Origin of the sequence: Helicobacter sp. MIT 03-1616 (assembly GCF_000765685.2) — a bacterium.
Classification (GTDB): domain Bacteria; phylum Campylobacterota; class Campylobacteria; order Campylobacterales; family Helicobacteraceae; genus Helicobacter_C; species Helicobacter_C typhlonius.
This window is the reverse complement of the sequence record NZ_JROY02000015.1, coordinates 1-15977: the sequence shown is the minus strand read 5'-3', so window position 1 is coordinate 15977 and position 15977 is coordinate 1. Positions and strand designations below refer to the sequence as shown.

At 39.2% G+C, this 15977-nt stretch carries 18 protein-coding genes and 1 pseudogene; 6 read left to right on the top strand and 13 right to left on the bottom strand.

Annotated elements, in window-relative coordinates; translation table 11 throughout:
- Nucleotides 1-5: 5 nt before the first annotated feature.
- The 3 genes from LS67_RS08880 to LS67_RS08870 are packed head-to-tail and all read right to left on the bottom strand — an operon-like array spanning nt 6 to nt 959.
- Nucleotides 6-431: a hypothetical protein gene (locus LS67_RS08880; protein WP_034326974.1), complete on the bottom strand. Its 426-nt coding sequence runs from the start codon at nt 429-431 to the stop codon at nt 6-8.
- 60 nt (nt 432-491) lie between these two features.
- Nucleotides 492-707, bottom strand: a complete 216-nt coding sequence (locus LS67_RS08875) for a flagellar biosynthesis anti-sigma factor FlgM (protein ID WP_034326972.1) — start codon at nt 705-707, stop codon at nt 492-494.
- Nucleotides 708-767: 60 nt separating this feature from the next.
- Nucleotides 768-959 carry a hypothetical protein gene (locus LS67_RS08870; RefSeq protein WP_034326970.1) on the bottom strand — a complete coding sequence of 64 codons (192 nt, stop codon included), beginning with the start codon at nt 957-959 and terminating at the stop codon, nt 768-770.
- Nucleotides 960-1228: 269 nt separating this feature from the next.
- Here LS67_RS08870 and LS67_RS08865 point away from each other — a divergent pair, with 269 nt between their 5' ends.
- The 4 genes from LS67_RS08865 to LS67_RS08850 are packed head-to-tail and all read left to right on the top strand — an operon-like array spanning nt 1229 to nt 5284.
- Complete coding sequence (locus LS67_RS08865) at nt 1229-2494, top strand: peptidoglycan DD-metalloendopeptidase family protein (protein WP_081953917.1); 1266 nt, start codon at nt 1229-1231, stop codon at nt 2492-2494.
- Nucleotides 2491-3132 carry an NUDIX domain-containing protein gene (locus LS67_RS08860; RefSeq protein ID WP_034326968.1) on the top strand — a complete coding sequence of 214 codons (642 nt, stop codon included), beginning with the start codon at nt 2491-2493 and terminating at the stop codon, nt 3130-3132. Before LS67_RS08865 ends, LS67_RS08860 begins: the two co-directional genes overlap by 4 nt.
- Nucleotides 3132-3896 carry a plasminogen-binding N-terminal domain-containing protein gene (locus tag LS67_RS08855; protein WP_231944762.1) on the top strand — a complete coding sequence of 255 codons (765 nt, stop codon included), beginning with the start codon at nt 3132-3134 and terminating at the stop codon, nt 3894-3896. Before LS67_RS08860 ends, LS67_RS08855 begins: the two co-directional genes overlap by 1 nt.
- A 2-nt stretch (nt 3897-3898) precedes the next feature.
- On the top strand, nt 3899-5284 hold the full coding sequence (locus LS67_RS08850) for an FAD-linked oxidase C-terminal domain-containing protein (RefSeq protein WP_034326964.1): 1386 nt from the start codon (nt 3899-3901) through the stop codon (nt 5282-5284).
- 70 nt (nt 5285-5354) lie between these two features.
- Here the strand turns inward: LS67_RS08850 and LS67_RS08845 are convergent, their stop codons facing one another.
- Nucleotides 5355-5951: a YqiA/YcfP family alpha/beta fold hydrolase gene (locus tag LS67_RS08845; protein WP_034326963.1), complete on the bottom strand. Its 597-nt coding sequence runs from the start codon at nt 5949-5951 to the stop codon at nt 5355-5357.
- Between the two features lie 251 nt (nt 5952-6202).
- Here LS67_RS08845 and LS67_RS08840 point away from each other — a divergent pair, with 251 nt between their 5' ends.
- Entirely contained in the window at nt 6203-7339 is a 1137-nt protein-coding gene (locus LS67_RS08840) for an FkbM family methyltransferase (RefSeq protein ID WP_138109702.1), read from the top strand.
- A gap of 3 nt (nt 7340-7342) precedes the next feature.
- Here the strand turns inward: LS67_RS08840 and LS67_RS08835 are convergent, their stop codons facing one another.
- The 9 genes from LS67_RS08835 to LS67_RS08795 all read right to left on the bottom strand — a co-directional run bounded on the left by LS67_RS08835 (nt 7343) and on the right by LS67_RS08795 (nt 15213).
- A complete protein-coding gene (locus LS67_RS08835) occupies nt 7343-8083 on the bottom strand; it encodes a pseudouridine synthase family protein (protein ID WP_034328295.1) in 741 nt (246 codons plus the stop codon).
- On the bottom strand, nt 8070-9308 hold the full coding sequence (gene waaA, locus LS67_RS08830; RefSeq protein WP_231944763.1) for a lipid IV(A) 3-deoxy-D-manno-octulosonic acid transferase: 1239 nt from the start codon (nt 9306-9308) through the stop codon (nt 8070-8072). The genes LS67_RS08835 and waaA overlap by 14 nt, the downstream gene beginning before the upstream one ends.
- A gap of 25 nt (nt 9309-9333) precedes the next feature.
- Complete coding sequence (locus tag LS67_RS08825) at nt 9334-10086, bottom strand: zinc ribbon domain-containing protein (protein WP_034328293.1); 753 nt, start codon at nt 10084-10086, stop codon at nt 9334-9336.
- A 23-nt stretch (nt 10087-10109) separates the two neighbouring features.
- Entirely contained in the window at nt 10110-10889 is a 780-nt protein-coding gene (locus LS67_RS08820) for a Nif3-like dinuclear metal center hexameric protein (RefSeq protein ID WP_034328291.1), read from the bottom strand.
- Between the two features lie 103 nt (nt 10890-10992).
- A complete protein-coding gene (locus LS67_RS08815) occupies nt 10993-11757 on the bottom strand; it encodes a carbon-nitrogen hydrolase family protein (protein ID WP_034328289.1) in 765 nt (254 codons plus the stop codon).
- Between the two features lie 165 nt (nt 11758-11922).
- The gene (locus LS67_RS08810) at nt 11923-12819 is read right to left on the bottom strand and encodes a toxin-antitoxin system YwqK family antitoxin (RefSeq protein WP_034328287.1); all 897 of its coding nucleotides are present in this window, start codon (nt 12817-12819) and stop codon (nt 11923-11925) included.
- A gap of 39 nt (nt 12820-12858) precedes the next feature.
- Nucleotides 12859-14247, bottom strand: coding sequence for a UDP-glucose dehydrogenase family protein (locus tag LS67_RS08805; protein ID WP_034328285.1), 1389 nt, complete (start codon nt 14245-14247; stop codon nt 12859-12861).
- A 19-nt stretch (nt 14248-14266) separates the two neighbouring features.
- Complete coding sequence (locus LS67_RS08800) at nt 14267-14812, bottom strand: hypothetical protein (RefSeq protein ID WP_034328284.1); 546 nt, start codon at nt 14810-14812, stop codon at nt 14267-14269.
- Nucleotides 14813-14934: 122 nt separating this feature from the next.
- Entirely contained in the window at nt 14935-15213 is a 279-nt protein-coding gene (locus LS67_RS08795) for a DUF362 domain-containing protein (protein WP_034328282.1), read from the bottom strand.
- Between the two features lie 314 nt (nt 15214-15527).
- On the opposite strand from LS67_RS08795, the pseudogene LS67_RS08790 reads away from it, so the two are divergent.
- Nucleotides 15528-15977 (top strand): annotated as a pseudogene (locus LS67_RS08790) (glycosyltransferase family 4 protein); the annotation flags it as partial.

Genomic DNA, 15977 nt, shown 5'->3' with positions numbered 1-15977 from the left:
GCACCTTATGCTTGAATTTTGAGTAAATGACTTTGCGCACACGCATCGCCATAGCCGTTGCTTTCGTGCGGGACAATGCGCTTCATTAGGGAATTATAAAACTCTGCCACCGCAAAAACACTTCTTGCGTAATTGGCATTAAGTATTTTTAGCTCACTCAATGCGCCACGCATAGAATCGAGTAAATCACTTGTTTCATCATCAAGCAAATCTTTGAGGGATTTATTTGGATTCTTATTGCAGAGTAAAAGCATTTCTTGGTGGATAAGGGATTTTTTCTCCTCAAATGCCTTTACCAATGTATCTTTTTTATCAAGTCGCCCAAAAATTGCCTCGTGATTCGCACTCTGTATATCGGTATTATCAAGCTGTGTAAGCTCTATGATAGCCTTTAAATCAGCTATTGCACCATTAATGTAAGTATGTAGCATAACCAAATCCTATATGCTCCACTCCCACAATAATGACACTTGTGTTAATGGAGGAATTTCTTATAGGTTAAGCAAATTTGATGCCATTTTTTCGGAAGTTTGTTGCAAATCAATCTTATATTCGCCATTTTTGATTTGCTCTTTGATTTGCTCTGCGCGTGAGAGTTGTTGTACTTGCTCTTTTTCTTTTACTTCGGTATTTTCATTTTGTCTATTAAGCACTTCTCTGTTAAGTGCGTTTGTGCTGACAACGCTTGCATTTACACCATTTATCATAAGACACCCCTTATAAAGTGATTTTATGCCAAATCGACCAAAAACAAAAAAGATTTAGCATTATTTTACATATCCTTGCAATTCTTGCTTAAAATCTTTGAGCGTTGTTACACCCTTAGAATAACTATCGCCACTAAATAGCGGCGTGCTCGAATCTACACGATATGCCCAAATCCCAAGCAGTAGTAAAATATACAAAAGCCCTACAAAGCTTATTGAAGGAATAAGCCAATTTCTTAAGCCTGTGCCCATTTTTTACTCCTTAATCTATACTTGCATACAAATAGATTGCACTATACATCGGCTAATTTTGTATATTTTCTAACACCCTAAATGAGCGAAAATTGCATACAAAACTGCAAAATATATGCAAAAACAATGCCAAAAAGCCCTAGCCTTTATAGCAAAAGCAGTGCGTATTTTAACATCTTTATTAAGCTTTTTATATTAGAATCCGCGCTTTATGTTACATAAAGAATGTGAGAGGCTTGATAGATTCTATATCTTAAAAAGAGGATTGTATGAAAAAAATCTTTATGCTTATGGGCTTACTTAGTAACTTGTGTTTTGGTGCAATGGCGCACTCACAGACTTGGGAATCTGGATATACGCTTTTTGCATTTTTTCAAAAGTATAATATCCCCACGAGCGTGTATTATAATCTCCCGCCAAAAGACAAGGAGCTAACTTCTGAAATTTATGCAGGGGTTACCTACTATACGCTTTTAGGCAAAGATGATGAACTACTTCAGGCTCTTATCCCCATAGGTGATGGTATGCAGATTCACATCTTTAAGCGCGAGGATAGCTATACGCTTGACTTTACGCCGATGATTTATTTCGAGCAGGAACAGACAATTAGCCTCTCTATCCAAAAATCCCCCTATCAAGATTTAATGGAAATGACACACGATAGTGGCTTGGTTGGTGAATTTTTAAATGCCTATAAAAGTAGTGTCAATTTTAGAAGTATGATGAAAAACGATAGATTAGCACTTATTTATGAGCGTAAATATCGGCTAGGCAAACCGCTTAAGAATGCCGCTATTAAAGCAGCAGTGGTAGAAATCAACAAAAAACCACATTATATTTTTAGATATAATCAAGGGAGATATTACAATCAAGATGGCAAGGAGATTCAAGGATTCTTATTACAAACTCCTGTGGCAGGGGCGCGGATAAGCTCAAGATTCTCGCTTGGGAGAAAACACCCCATACTTGGCACGGTGCGTCCTCACTATGCAGTTGATTATGCTGCACCAAAAGGCACACCCATTGTTGCGGCAGCTGATGGCGTAGTAATTTTTGCCGGCAAAAGAGGAGGTTATGGAAACCTCATAGAAATTCGCCACGAGGGCAATCTCAAAACACTTTACGCACATATGAATTCTTTTGCCTCGGGTATGAGAGTAGGTAAAGCAGTGAAGCGAGGACAACTCATCGGGCGGGTTGGCTCGACAGGACTTAGCACAGGACCGCATTTGCATTTTGGACTTTATCGTAATAATGTCCCAATCAATCCCCTCTCAAGCGTGAAAGCTGTAAGTAAAGAACTGCAAGGCAAGGATAAAGAAACATTTATCGAGCTTACAAAGCAATTTATGCCATACTTGCAAGAAGCCCTAGTCCAAAGTGTAAATACTATCACACCAAGCACAGAACCAAATCTCCCGGATAATACAGATTCCACAGGAGCAAATTCTATGAAAGAAGCTCAAGATATAAAGGGTATAGATATAAAAGATACACAAGAAGCACAGAGTGCAGCACCACAGGCAACCCTATGAGGCATTTTTCACATATCAGTGATATAAACTTTTGTGAATGTGTGGATTCTCCATATATCAAACCGCGCCGTATGCTATATAGTGAAAATGGTGTAAAACGCAAATGGGACTTTATGAAAAGTTTAGATTCAGTAGCGATTTTACTCTATCATCGACAGGAGGATAGTTTGCTCTTTGTGAAGCAATTTCGCCCAGCGGTGTTTGCAAGAACATTGCCAAATGAACACCCCCTCAAACAACTTGATTATGAATCTCAAGCAAAAGGCTACACTTATGAGCTATGTGCCGGACTTGTCGATAAGGCAGGAAAAAGCTTAGAGCAAATCGCACAAGAAGAGGTGCTTGAAGAGTGTGGATACAAGGTTGATAGGCTTAGACTAATTACAAATTTTTCCACCGCAGTGGGACATAGTGGCGCGAAGCAAACATTATTTTATGCAAGTATTGATGAAAATAATCGAGTAAATGCCGGTGGAGGCATTGACGGAGAGGTTATAGAATCTGTGTTAGTAAAGGTAAGCGAACTTGAGGCATTCACACTAGATTCAGAGATTACTAAAACACCCGGTTTAGCATTTGGGGTGATGTGGTTTTTACGCCACTATGATAAACTCAAGGCAAAAGCAGAGGAGAAATGATGAGAGGCATAATGTTATTTTTATTGTGCGTAAGTGTGCTTTATGGGATTGATATAAAGCCAAAGAGAGAAAGTATTATTGAGGCAAAGCCTAAAAGTGTGAGCTTTGCGGCTAATGGGCTAAAAGTCGGGCAAAGCGGTATTATTCTCACGCATAAAAATGGCTACAATGTGATTATTGCTAGTACTACTATTACGCGCATTAAGGATAATATAGCCTATGCAGAGTATGAGCCATTTGAGAGTATCGCACAAAAATACCTCCCTACACCCACATTTGAACCCACACAGGGCGATGAGGTGCTTATTGGTGGATTCTATAATAAAGCCATAGCCATAGCCCCAAACCAAAATAGCTACAATCAAATCCTAAGCTATAATGAATCCGCCCCTACGCACGAACGGATACAATTTATACATATTGATATGTTTGCGGCATTTTTGGCAAAAGACGGCATTAATGACCCAAAACATAAGCACTTTAAAGAGTTTTGCAATATTTATAGCGTGGGACTCGTATATATTTTTGCCTCAAATGGCATAAACATACTTGATTGTCAAAGCTTCGCGCTTTTAGAGGAGGTGGCTTTGCCACAAATGCAGATTGAATCTACCAGTGCGCCGTTTTTCTCTCGTATTGACAAAATTGATACCGGCTCACTTGCGAGTAAATTGCGCTCCAAAAAATCGCAAAATTATTTTAGCTACTATGACAACCTCTTAGAGCCAAGCCTCAAAGCCTTTCATCTCACACATAAGGAGTAAATATGCTTAATAAATCACATATACAGGTCCTAAAGCGCATTGTGGGCGAAGAAAATTGCTATGACGATAAGGCACATTTGGTGGCGTATTGCTATGATGCAACAAAAGAACGATATGAGCCTGAAGCAGTCGTTTTTCCACGAAATGAAAGTGATGTGAGTGCGGTTTTAACCTATTGCAATGATAATAAGATTCCAATTATCCCACGTGGTGCAGGAAGTGGATTCACAGGTGGAGCATTACCTGTAAAAGGCGGCATTGTTTTGGCTATGGAGCGACACTTTAACCGCATTTTAGAGATTGATGAAAAGAATCTTATCGCGAGGGTGCAGCCCGGAGTGGTGAATAAAATATTCCAAGAAGCTGTGGAGGCAAAGGGTTTATTTTACCCACCTGACCCTGCAAGTCAAGAATACAGCACACTAGGCGGCAATGTGAGTGAAAATGCCGGTGGTATGCGCGCAGCAAAATATGGCATTACAAAAGATTATGTTATGGCACTACGTGCAGTGCTTCCAAATGGTGATATAATTCGCGCAGGAAAAAAAACAATTAAAGATGTCGCAGGATTTAATGTTGCGGGGATTCTTATAGCAAGTGAGGGCTCACTTGCAGTAATTACTGAAATTACCCTCAAACTTATTGCTAAGCCGAAGTTTGCGCGTTCAGCTATGGGCGTGTTTAACGATATAGAATCTGCAATGAATGCTGTGTATAAGACAATGGCAAGTGGGATTACGCCTGTGGCAATGGAGTTTTTGGATAACTTGAGTATCAATGCGGTAGAAGAGCGATTCCATAAGGGGTTACCGACAAATGCCGGGGCGATACTTATTACACAAGTTGATGGCGATTTGGAACAGCAGCTTGATTTTCAACTCGATATTTTGGAGCAGAGATTCAAAGAAAATGGTTGCATTGACTTTAAAATCGCACAAAATGACGAGGAGGCACAAAACCTGTGGTTTGCAAGACGCAATGTGAGCCAGAGTATCACAATCTATGGCAAAAAGAAGCTGAATGAAGACATTACCGTTCCTCGTTCCGCGCTCCCAGAGCTGCTTAATAGAATCTCCGCATTGAGTGGCAAATATGGTTTTAAGATTCCCTGCTTTGGACATACAGGCGATGGCAATGTGCATGTAAATGTAATGGTGAAAGACCCAAGCGACAAGGCAGAGCTACAAAAAGGCTATGAGTGCATAGAGGAGATTTTTAAAATCGCCATTGAGCTAGAGGGAACATTGAGTGGAGAGCACGGCATAGGACTTTCTAAAGCCCCATTTATGCGCCTTGCATTTAGTGAAGCAGAAATGGATTTATTCGCGCGAATAAAGAAAGCATTTGACCCGCACAATATTTTAAATCCGGGAAAAATGGGCTTATAAATGGGAGAGTAGGCAGGATTCTAAGACAAATTAAAGTTTTAGCATAAGTTATAGAATCTTATGAACTAGGTTATTGCAAATAGGGGTGCAAATCATCATATAAAGGTGCAAAATCAGTAATAATATGCCCTCCCTCTATATATAGAATCTGCGCGTAATGCTGCCAATATGCCTGTGAAATACTGCTATCAATGCGCTCATCATTCATAGAAAAACATACTATTATGCGTATATTTTGAGGCATAGGAGTGCGCAAGGCAAGAGCGTAACTTTGCCAATGCGTCTTGCTTAAGATGAAGTGAGATTCAGTATTACTTATACTTTGGGGCTTATCGATATATTTTTTAAGCTGTGTGAGAGACTCAAACACGGGATTAAAAAGTATAAAAGTATGAGGCAAAGCTAATCCAAATTGAGATGCGTAAAGAATAAGTTGCCAGAGATAAAATGCCCCCAAAGAATTGCCAATAAAGCCAAAGGGTGCATTTGATGCAAAATCTTGCCTATAAGCCTTAAGCTGTGTCGCTAGGCTTTGCATATTCATCATAAAATCTCCACCATTATCATAAATAAGCTCAAAAGGCACAATCCCTAAGCCTTCACATATGCGCTTATAGCTTATAGAATTTTTTGAAGAATGGAATCCGTGAGAATAAAAAAACTCCATTTTTGTCTCCTTAATTGCATACTTTATTGTATTGTGGTATGTTATTCCTACACATATATTATAGAATCTAGCCTTAGGTTAAGTGTATCCTGTAAGCATAAGTAAGATTTATGCGGCGATTTTATCGCAATAATGCAGGAAAGATAGAATCTTGCCGCAATTTAATGTGTAAAAATTTAAAACTTATTGTACAATAGTGTAATTTCTGCTACAATCCCTAGAATTTACCACCAATACTTAAGGATATTTATATGAAACTACGCAAGTTACCGCTTTATGCTTCTAAAATATTTGCTAATTCGCTATCTCTCATTTGTAGTAAAAAATTAAGAAATCGCATAAAACATATTATCAAGCTTTCTCAAGCTTGTAGCTACCCACGAATGGGTGATGGATTTATGTTACCAAGTTTGCAAACAAATGTATTAGAATCTAGCCACAAAAATTACGGGGGGGGGGGGGTAATAGAAAGATGTAAATTTCTCTACTTTTTTGACACAAAAAAGCTTGAATTTATAATAGAACATATCCTCAATGATGAATACAGCAAAAATCTTTATCTAAGCGCAGTTATCAACCAAATCTCCAATTACAAAGGTTTTCTCATTGTGCTTTTTTATGACCGCATTTGGCATAAATACAAAGACTTAGCACTTGCCAAGTCTCACCAAAAAATTTCCTCCACACTAAGTGAGCTTTACCTCTTTGACTTATCAAAAATCAATATTGCAGACATAAGGCTTTATTATGTAGAGCCTGGAATTTTCAATCAATTTGTATTACAGCAATACAAGTATAGAGATATAGTTTTTGCCCAAAACGGAGATTATGTTATTGATGGTGGGGCTTGTTATGGCGAGACTACACTTTATTTTTCACATTTAGTTGGTAAAAATGGCAAAGTCTTTTCCTTTGAATTTATGGAACAAAATATAGAGATTTTTCATAAAAATATGGCACTTAATCCACAATGCGATAATATCACCTTGGTAAAAAGACCGCTTTATGTAGATTCTAACACATTTGTATCATTTAGCGGTGGGGGCTCATCTGCTACTATAATAGCAGATAAACAAAACAAACAAGATATAACATTTCAAACAATAAGTATTGATGACTTTGTAGAACAAAACAAAATACCAAAAATTGACTTTATTAAATTCGATATAGAGGGGGCGGAGCTTAATGCACTTAAAGGCGGAGTAAAAAGTATAAAAAAATTTAGACCAAAACTTGCTATCTGCCTATACCACAGCTGTGCTGATTATGTGGATATACCTCTATTTTTACACGAATTACTCACTGATTATGAATTTTACTTTGATCACTTTACACTTGGTAGGTATGAAAGCATACTCTTTGCAAGACCAAAACCGCAAAATGCTTAGATTCTATAAATGCTCTATTTGTAAATCCTTAGGGATTGGAGAGATAAATTCATATCCCAAAAGTGCAATTTTATGCGCGTGAAGCATAAGTCTCTTAGCATTATCTGCTTTGCCATAGATTGTATCCCCATATAAAGGGTGATTGATACTTTGGCAATGCACACGAATTTGATGTGTGCGTCCAGTCAAAATACGCGCTTGTAAAAGTGTTTTCTTTCCTACAATGGCTAAAGGTGTAAGCTCTGTGTGTGCGTAAAGACCTTTTTTATCAATATAAGATTTTGCAAAGCCTTTTTTGATTGTTACTATGGGCTGTTCAATCACCACAGAATCCACAAGCCTCCCGTGCGCCAAAGCAATATACTCCTTATATACCTCTTGTTTTTTGAAAGATTCTTTTGCCTTGTGATGAAATTCACTCTTATCCTTGACAAGAAGTATCACGCCACTTGTTTGCTTATCAAGCCGATTAAGCAAAGTCCAGCCTTCAAACATCGCACACAAGTCATAAGATTCTATAAAAGGGGGCTTATCAAGCGCAAGGATACATTCATCGCGAAAAAGCACCTTGGGGGACTTTATCTCTAACACCTCAAAAGTGCTATTAGTGGGAATCTCCGCCCGAGCGAGAGTGAGCCTCTTGCCACCACTTCGCACAAGTCCCTTATCAATGAGTGCCTTAGCCTGTTTGTGTGAGAGATGATGCGCGTGAGCGAGAACCTTATAAGCTTTATCTTTGTGCATTCTGTATCTTTTGCAAAAGCGCATCAAGCTTATGCTTAGAATCCGCCTTAATGCTACTTGATAGTAGCTCCTCCCAGCGTATAAGCGTATCTACAAGACTTTGAGGTGGAATTAGCACATAATTTTCAACTTCCTCAAAAAGCGCGTATTGATTAAAAATATGCTCTCCGCTAATGAGTTTTGTGCCAAAAAATGCGGGTTCAAAAGGATTATGTCCCCCTACATTTTGAACGAAACTTCCACCAAGTATCACAAGGTCGCTTATGGCGTAGAGGTTGTTGAGCTCTCCTAAAGTATCAATCACAATCACATCGCATTGCGCATAAGATTCTAAACCACCTTGTGAAAAAAGCGCGGTGCGTGGAAACATCTCTAGGCTTAGCTCATAGACTTCCTTAAATCGCTCGGGATGACGAGGAGCAAGGAGCAAAAGTGTGGAATCCCCGCGCTCTTTGTAAGATTTAAAAGCCTGAAGTATGAGCTTCTCCTCCCCTTTGTGCGTGCTTGCCGCAGTAAAAACAGACAAAGAGGGTTTAGCATAATGTGTGCTAAGTGAGGGGAAATTGAGCGTTTTAAGATTTCCAAAAACTTCAATATTTTTGCCTCCTAGTCGCTCTAGTCTTTGTTTGTCAAATTGACTTTGAGCTAAAACCTCATCAATAAGTGCAAAAATACCTTGATAAAACCACGCAAAATATTCATAATTTTTTTGCGAATGTTCCGAAATGCGCGCATTTATAAGCATTGTATGCGCATTATGAGACTTTGCAAGAAAAAAAAGCATTTTCCACATCTCCGCCTCTGTAACGACAAGGCTTTGCAAACGCTTACAGCTCTTGCTCCATAGGGGTAAAAAAATCTCAAAAGGCAAATAACGCACCAAAATGCGCCCCCCACCCTGCTCTGTGCTCTCATATAGTTGCTTTGCCTCTTTGAATCCTGTATGTGTGATAGTTGTGATAAGAATACAAATCTCTTGCGATTTTAGCGCATTAATAATTGGCTCGAGTGATTTTACTTCCCCAAAAGAACAAGCGTGAAACCAATATTGTGGCTCATATTCAAGTGTTTTAATATGCAATGGAGAAAATCGCGCAGGAATAGAATCTCTGTGTTTTGGACGAAAAGAACTCACAATCAAAAATGGCAACGCAATGAGATAGAGTAGCACACACGCACAATAATACATCAAAGGAAATGCTGCGCGTTTATCCAAAGTATCCACCGCCTTGCCTCAAATGCTTAATCTCTTATGCCTTGGCTTTTTTCTTTGGTTTTTCTGTTGCGGGAGTTTCGCTTTGATTTGATGTATAGAGGATTCTGCCACAATGTGGGCAGTTAATAATATCATTCCCCTTGCAAATTTCATTATAAATACTATCATTTAGCTTGATAAAGCACCCGCCACACGCTTGTTTAAAGACAGGCACAACACTTGTATTAAGTGCCCAGCGGCGAATCTTCGCATAAAAGCCTGTGATTTTACTATCCATTTGTGCTATTAATGCTTCTTTTTGATTGAAAAGCTCTTGTTGCTTTTGCTTAATCTCCTGCACTTGTTGCTGGGTCTGCGCTTCGAGTGTCTCTATAATCGCACCTAGCTCATCAAGCTTGGGCGCGTAAGATTCCTTTTGCTCCGCCTTTGCGTTTTTGCTCGCTTCAAGTCGCTCAATCTCGGCATTTGAATGCGTCATATTCTCCTTAGCAATATCAGTCTCTACATCAAGGGCGCGAAATTCCTTTTCTGTCTTTACTTCTTTTTGCTTCTTGGCGATTTGCTCGAGCTTTGCAGAGGCTTCTTGAATATTCCTGTCGTGTTTTGAAATCTCAAGATCAATACCTTTTATCTCATCACTCAAAGTTTCTATATCTTTTAGAATCTGTGCTTTTTGCCTGATTTTTCCATCAAGCTCAAAACGCACTTGGAGAATTTTTGGCTCTAAGTCGTCAATTTGCTTATCAAAATTTGCTACCTGTATGAGCTCTTGTAAATGCTTATTCATAGGGTTTTCCTTTGATTTGGGGATTAAATATCTCTTAGGCATAAAGAGAATGGATTTTCACAATCCGCAATTATACCTTTATATCCCGCATTTTGCAAAATGGATTCAAAAATTTCTACAAAATATTTCTCACTCTCATAATGTCCCATATCGATGAGGCTTATCCCCATACTTTTAGCCATCATCGCATCGTGATGTTTGATGTCGCTCGTAACAAAACAAGTAGAGGGTAAGGGAGGTATGAGAGAGAGCATAGAGCAGCCACTGCCGCAAACTACATACACTTCGTGTATCATCAGGCTAGAATTTGAATCTAGCCTCGTAGGATTATCGCTCCGCACGAGATTCACACTTTTTGCACCAAGCGCGTTGCATACATATTGTGCGAGTTCATCTAGTGCAAGGGGCGCAATCTCGCCACGCATAAACAATCCCTCCTGCACAAAATGTTCCCATTTGAGAATCTTATGCACGAGATAGGCATTCAAATGGGATAAGTCAAAATTCGTATGGAGAGCGATAAGGGCGCAATCCTTGTTTAAGAGAATCTTTGCAAGATTCGCAGGATATAAATGGGTGCAAAAGGCATTTATAGGCTTAAAGAATAGTGGATGATGTGTGATGACAAGTGTGCGGGGCTGAAGCGAATAAGCAATTTGAGAATTTAACTCAAGGCACACCACAATATGCTCGATTTCATCATCAAAGCTTCCTAGATTCAAGCCGCTTTTATCCCACACCTCTTGCTTCTCAAAGGGCGACACACGATTGCATAGCTCATAAACCTCTCTTACTTTTATCATTTTTATCCTTTTAGTTTTATTGCAAGTTCTTGTGCCGCATTAAAAACTTTAGAATCTTAGGCAAAATCACGGGCAAGAAAATCCTAAAACCTTTCCGCAAATCCTATCGAAAACCCCAAGCCTGCTGTATCTCCCTTATATGTTCCATATTAAGCTCGATAATCATCACCCCCTCACGCTCTTCAAGGCTATCTTCAATTTCCCCATTTGCGCCAACAAACAGGCTATCGCCATAGAATTTCCACTGCGCCTCATCATAACTTAACTCATCAATACTATTAATGCGCAAAATTGCCATAGAATTACTAAAAGCACGAGCTTGACAAAGAATCCTCCAACGCTCTTTAGTTTCAAAAGTATTGCTACAAGGCATAATCACCACATCAACTCGTGTTTGTTTAAGCTTGAGCCATATCTCATCAAAATGTATTTCAAATCCTGCGATGATAGCAAACTTTAAGCCATCTTTTTCAAAAACAAACGGGGTTTTAGGTGATTTGGGTAGAGCATTATCAAAAAATGCCTTTTCATTCCAATGTGGATAGCCAATAAGTCGCTGCTGGTAGTAAAACTGCGCCTTTTCACCCTCTATGAATGCGATGCTCTTATAGAGTTTATTATCCTCACTCACAATGAGTGGCACGATGAGGGTAAGTTTATATTTTATAGAGAGTTTGTGCAAGGATTTTAGAATCTTCGCATAATTACTATGAAAAATTTTAGGGTCGCTATCGCGAAAAAATGGCTGAAAAACATATTCACTAAATGCCACAATCTGCACCTTTTGTTTTTTACAATTTTGCAGATACTTGCCGAGCCTAGTGTCATTTACGGCGAGTGAAAAAAGCTGCAGCATAGCGATATTCATTGGTTATCCTTGGTGTAAAATGAATGCGATTGTAGCATAATAGCCTAAAACTTCGCCGTGATTTTGCTCTCTTTAAGGTTACAAAATATAGAGTTCAGAAATTAGGCTTACGAGGATTCTAAACCATATGGATTGTAGCCTACAAAGGAATAAAAACTTCTTAGATCATTCCTTGCGAATAATATCACTCAAACCCGAGAGGCAGTTATCTGCCTTGCAATCGAGTTTTGCGGTAATTTCGCCAAGCTCGTTATATGACTTCTGCCATAGGGCTTGATTGCTTTCATATAGCATTTGAACCTTGATTTTGCCATTTGGGTAAAACCAGCTCACTTTTATCTGCTTTGGTGTGCTAGAGGAATAAACGCGCTCCATATAGAGCTTACCTTTATCGTCATAACTACGCTCTACGCCAACTTTCTCTCCATTTTCAAAGCGAGATTCAGAGCGCAATGTGCCATTTTCGTTATATTGCTTTGCTTCTCCATTTTTTACGCCATTAACATACGAGGTCGTTTGTTCAAGTTTGCCACTTGGAAAAAACCCACGCGCCACATCGTCAATCTTGCCCTTTTTGTAGGCGTATTGCCACGAAACTTTGCCATTGTCATAATATTCTATCACCTTACCCTCAAGCATACCATCGACATAAGTCGCTTCTTTGGCAAGTGTGCCATTTTGATGATACCATTTTGCCTTATCTTTGATAGCACCCTCATCGTAGGTAATCTCAGATTTAAGGATATTATGCGGATAAAATTCTAACACCACGCCCTGCAATTTATTATTTTTATAGTTTGCATCATAAATCACCTCACCTTCTTTTGAATACTTTATCTCACGCCCCTCTTTGCGCCCATTGACAAAGTGCATTTGCTCCGTGAGATGTCCATCTTCATTATACCACGCCTCACGCCCGTGCTTAATATCCGTGCCTTTAATATAGCTTATTTTACCCTGTATGACTTCCCCCGCCGTCTTTTTGGTAATCGTGCGCTGCTCTAGTTCAATCCCAGCAGACACGCCTATGATGCCTAAACAAATGATAATATACCTTAACATAATACTTCCTTTCTTATTATCATCGGCATTTTTTTAACCTTATACATTTTTTACGCCGATTTGATAATACACAAAGCCTTTAGATTCTAAACAAAGCGATTGATAAATATTGCGCCCATCAAAAATCACGGGATTTTCCAAAAGCTTCTTTATCTCCCCAAAATCTGGGCTTCTAAACTCGCGCCATTCTGTCAAAAGCACGAGAGCAGCGCAGTTTTTGAGCGCATCATACTTGCTCGATTGTATTTCAACAGATTCTAGATAATCCTTGAAATAAAATCTTGCCTGTTCCTGTGCCTTTGGGTCGTAAGCCTTAATCTTTGCTCCTCGTTTTACAATCTCACGCACAAGCACCAAAGAGCTTGCTTCACGCATATCATCAGTTTCTGGCTTAAAACTAAGTCCCCAGATTCCAAAGCTTTTACCGCTTAAGTCCTCCCCAAAATGGCGTGTGATTTTTTCCACCAAAACCATTTTTTGTGCCTCATTCACAACCTGCACCGCACTTAAAATCTGTGCTCTATAACCAAAATCTTGCGCGGTTTTCTCTAGCGCACGCACATCTTTGGGGAAGCAGCTCCCGCCATAGCCACAGCCCGGATAAATAAAACTATACCCGATGCGCGAATCTGAGCCAATACCCAAGCGCACATCATTGATATTTGCGCCCACGCGCTCACAAATCTGGCTCATCTCGTTGATAAAGCTAATCTTTGTCGCAAGCATCGCATTTGCGGCGTATTTTGTCATCTCTGCAGATTCTATCCCCATAGCAATGAATCTATCACTCTTAATCAAAAATGGCGCATAAAGGGCTTTCATCACTTCTAATGCGCGTTTTGAATCTGTGCCAATCACCACTCTATCAGGGCTCATAAAATCCTTTATTGCCACGCCCTCTTTGAGAAACTCCGGGTTGCTTACCACATCAAAACTCATACTTTGCGGATTTTTTGCGTCATTATGCTTTATGTAATCCGCACTATCTCCAATCGCCACATTGCGTTCTTTGAGGGTGGATTCTATAATATCACGCACTTTTTTTGCACTACCCACAGGCACAGTGCTCTTATTTACCACCACGACATAGGGCGACTTTATGAATGTGCCAATATCTCGCGCCACAGCCTCCACATAGGATAAATCTGCACTCCCATCTTCGCCCATAGGTGTGCCAACAGCGACAAAAATCACCTCGGCAGATTCCAAAGCCACCTTTTTATTGGTAGTAAAATGCAGTGTATCAAGTGCGATACCATCTTTTACCATAGATTCTAATCCGGGCTCATAGATGGGAATCTCGCCCTGCTTGAGCCTCTCAATTTTTTTAGAATCTACATCAAGGCAGGTAACATTATTGCCCATTTGCGCGAAGCACGCACCTGCTACAAGCCCTACATACCCGCTACCAACGACACTTACCTGCATTCTTGCTCCTTTTGCGCCACTATGGCATAGCTGAAAGATTTGTGAAAATCGTTTTTAATGAACGTTTGAGCACATCTTCTTTTTGTTCTTGTGTGAATTGCACTTCATCGCCGATGCCTAGATATTTTTTCTCACTCATCTTAAGTGTGCTCGTGGCATTTTGCTGAATCGTCTTTGATTTATTGTAGAGATTGAACTGCACATTGCTTTTGAGTGTCTTATTGTCTTTTGAACTAATCGCACTTTCTTCCGTAGTTTGCGCGATAATAAAACTATATTTAATATCAAGCATATATGACTTCTCATCTGCCTTCGTCTGTGTGACGAAGCAGCCACTCTCACTCAAAGCCTTGTCTAAAACCGCCCTAAATTCTTGCCTACTCAACACACTTTCTTTACTGGATTCTATTTTACCTAGCACAATATTGTATTTTGGCGCTCCGCAAATCGCGCTGAGTTGTGTGCTTTGTGGTGTATTCGGTGTTTTTGAAAAGCACCCTGCCATCAAAAATACACCCGCCGCTAAAAATACCATACTACCAGAGCCTACACGCAAAATTTTCATCATCACTCCTTTGTAAGAAATAAGGAGGCATTTTACAATAAATTAAGAAATAAAGAAGGGGCAGGAAAACAATCCCGCGCCCTCTCAAAAGAGAAAAAGGCGAGATTGCGAATATTGGAAGCTTAAGACATCACAGGGTGAGTGCCATCTCTCATATCAGCACCGATGTTGTCGCGATTTTTGCTTCCTAAATCACTCCATACGATACAGCCATCAGTTGGACAAGCACTTGCACAAGCAGGTTGTTCATTATGTCCGACACACTCTACACACTTATTTTGATATACATAATAAGTGCCTTCACCTGTTGGATTATCATCATCATCGACAATAGCACTCACAGGACATTCATCAATACACGAACCACAAGCAATACAAATATCTGTAATCTTTACAGCCATAATCTCTCCCTTATTTATTGTTTGATTGGGTAAAACCCGGGAGCGAGTATAAAATATTTATCTTAAAAAACACATAAAACTAAGAATGATAAATTAAATTTTTACTTTAATATGATTTTCAAAGCTACCATAAAATGCCTACTATTGCACCATTTCTCTAGCAGTAGCCTCATTATAAGCACAGGATTTAGATATACATATAAAATTGGATAACAAAATTTCAATCAAAGTTTTAAGTAATGTTTGTGTAGAATCCACGTTTTGAATAATCCCAAAAACAAAACGATATAAATATCTAAACACAAGGGGAACGCGTGGAAACAATAGCAGAAGAAATACAAATTATCTCCCTCTGTTTTTGTATAAGCCTCGTGCTTTGTGTCCTTATCATCGCCGTGAGTAAGAGATACAGCCTCTTTATCGATAGTGCCACATCAAACAAACCTCAAAGATTCCATATCCACGAAACGCCTCGTGCTGGTGGCATAGGTATTTTTATTGCATTTTGGGTGATGCTTATATATTTTTATATCCACAATATACAATTACTCCTTATAATGTGCGGGGGAAGTATCATTTTTGCAAGTGGGCTTATAGAAGATTTTAAAGGCAATCTCTCTCCAAAAATGCGCTTATTTATGCAATGTGTGGCAACATTTGGTGTATGTGCTCTACTTAATGTATATTTGAAAGATTTATCATTAGGATTCACTCTGCCCTATATAATCGGTCTATTTTTTACCACATTTGCACTTGTAGGTGTA

Coding starts and splice junctions, on each gene's coding strand:
- LS67_RS08855 (WP_231944762.1), top strand. CDS start 3,132: ATGAGAGGCATAATGTTATTTTTATTGTGCGTAAGTGTGCTTTATGGG.
- LS67_RS08805 (WP_034328285.1), bottom strand. CDS start 14,247: ATGCAGGTAAGTGTCGTTGGTAGCGGGTATGTAGGGCTTGTAGCAGGT.
- LS67_RS08880 (WP_034326974.1), bottom strand. CDS start 431: ATGCTACATACTTACATTAATGGTGCAATAGCTGATTTAAAGGCTATC.
- LS67_RS08860 (WP_034326968.1), top strand. CDS start 2,491: ATGAGGCATTTTTCACATATCAGTGATATAAACTTTTGTGAATGTGTG.
- LS67_RS08795 (WP_034328282.1), bottom strand. CDS start 15,213: ATGGCTGTAAAGATTACAGATATTTGTATTGCTTGTGGTTCGTGTATT.
- LS67_RS08835 (WP_034328295.1), bottom strand. CDS start 8,083: ATGCACAAAGATAAAGCTTATAAGGTTCTCGCTCACGCGCATCATCTC.
- LS67_RS08825 (WP_034328293.1), bottom strand. CDS start 10,086: ATGAATAAGCATTTACAAGAGCTCATACAGGTAGCAAATTTTGATAAG.
- LS67_RS08840 (WP_138109702.1), top strand. CDS start 6,203: ATGAAACTACGCAAGTTACCGCTTTATGCTTCTAAAATATTTGCTAAT.
- LS67_RS08875 (WP_034326972.1), bottom strand. CDS start 707: ATGATAAATGGTGTAAATGCAAGCGTTGTCAGCACAAACGCACTTAAC.
- LS67_RS08850 (WP_034326964.1), top strand. CDS start 3,899: ATGCTTAATAAATCACATATACAGGTCCTAAAGCGCATTGTGGGCGAA.
- LS67_RS08800 (WP_034328284.1), bottom strand. CDS start 14,812: ATGAAAATTTTGCGTGTAGGCTCTGGTAGTATGGTATTTTTAGCGGCG.
- LS67_RS08815 (WP_034328289.1), bottom strand. CDS start 11,757: ATGAATATCGCTATGCTGCAGCTTTTTTCACTCGCCGTAAATGACACT.
- LS67_RS08845 (WP_034326963.1), bottom strand. CDS start 5,951: ATGGAGTTTTTTTATTCTCACGGATTCCATTCTTCAAAAAATTCTATA.
- LS67_RS08870 (WP_034326970.1), bottom strand. CDS start 959: ATGGGCACAGGCTTAAGAAATTGGCTTATTCCTTCAATAAGCTTTGTA.
- LS67_RS08865 (WP_081953917.1), top strand. CDS start 1,229: ATGAAAAAAATCTTTATGCTTATGGGCTTACTTAGTAACTTGTGTTTT.
- LS67_RS08820 (WP_034328291.1), bottom strand. CDS start 10,889: ATGATAAAAGTAAGAGAGGTTTATGAGCTATGCAATCGTGTGTCGCCC.
- LS67_RS08810 (WP_034328287.1), bottom strand. CDS start 12,819: ATGTTAAGGTATATTATCATTTGTTTAGGCATCATAGGCGTGTCTGCT.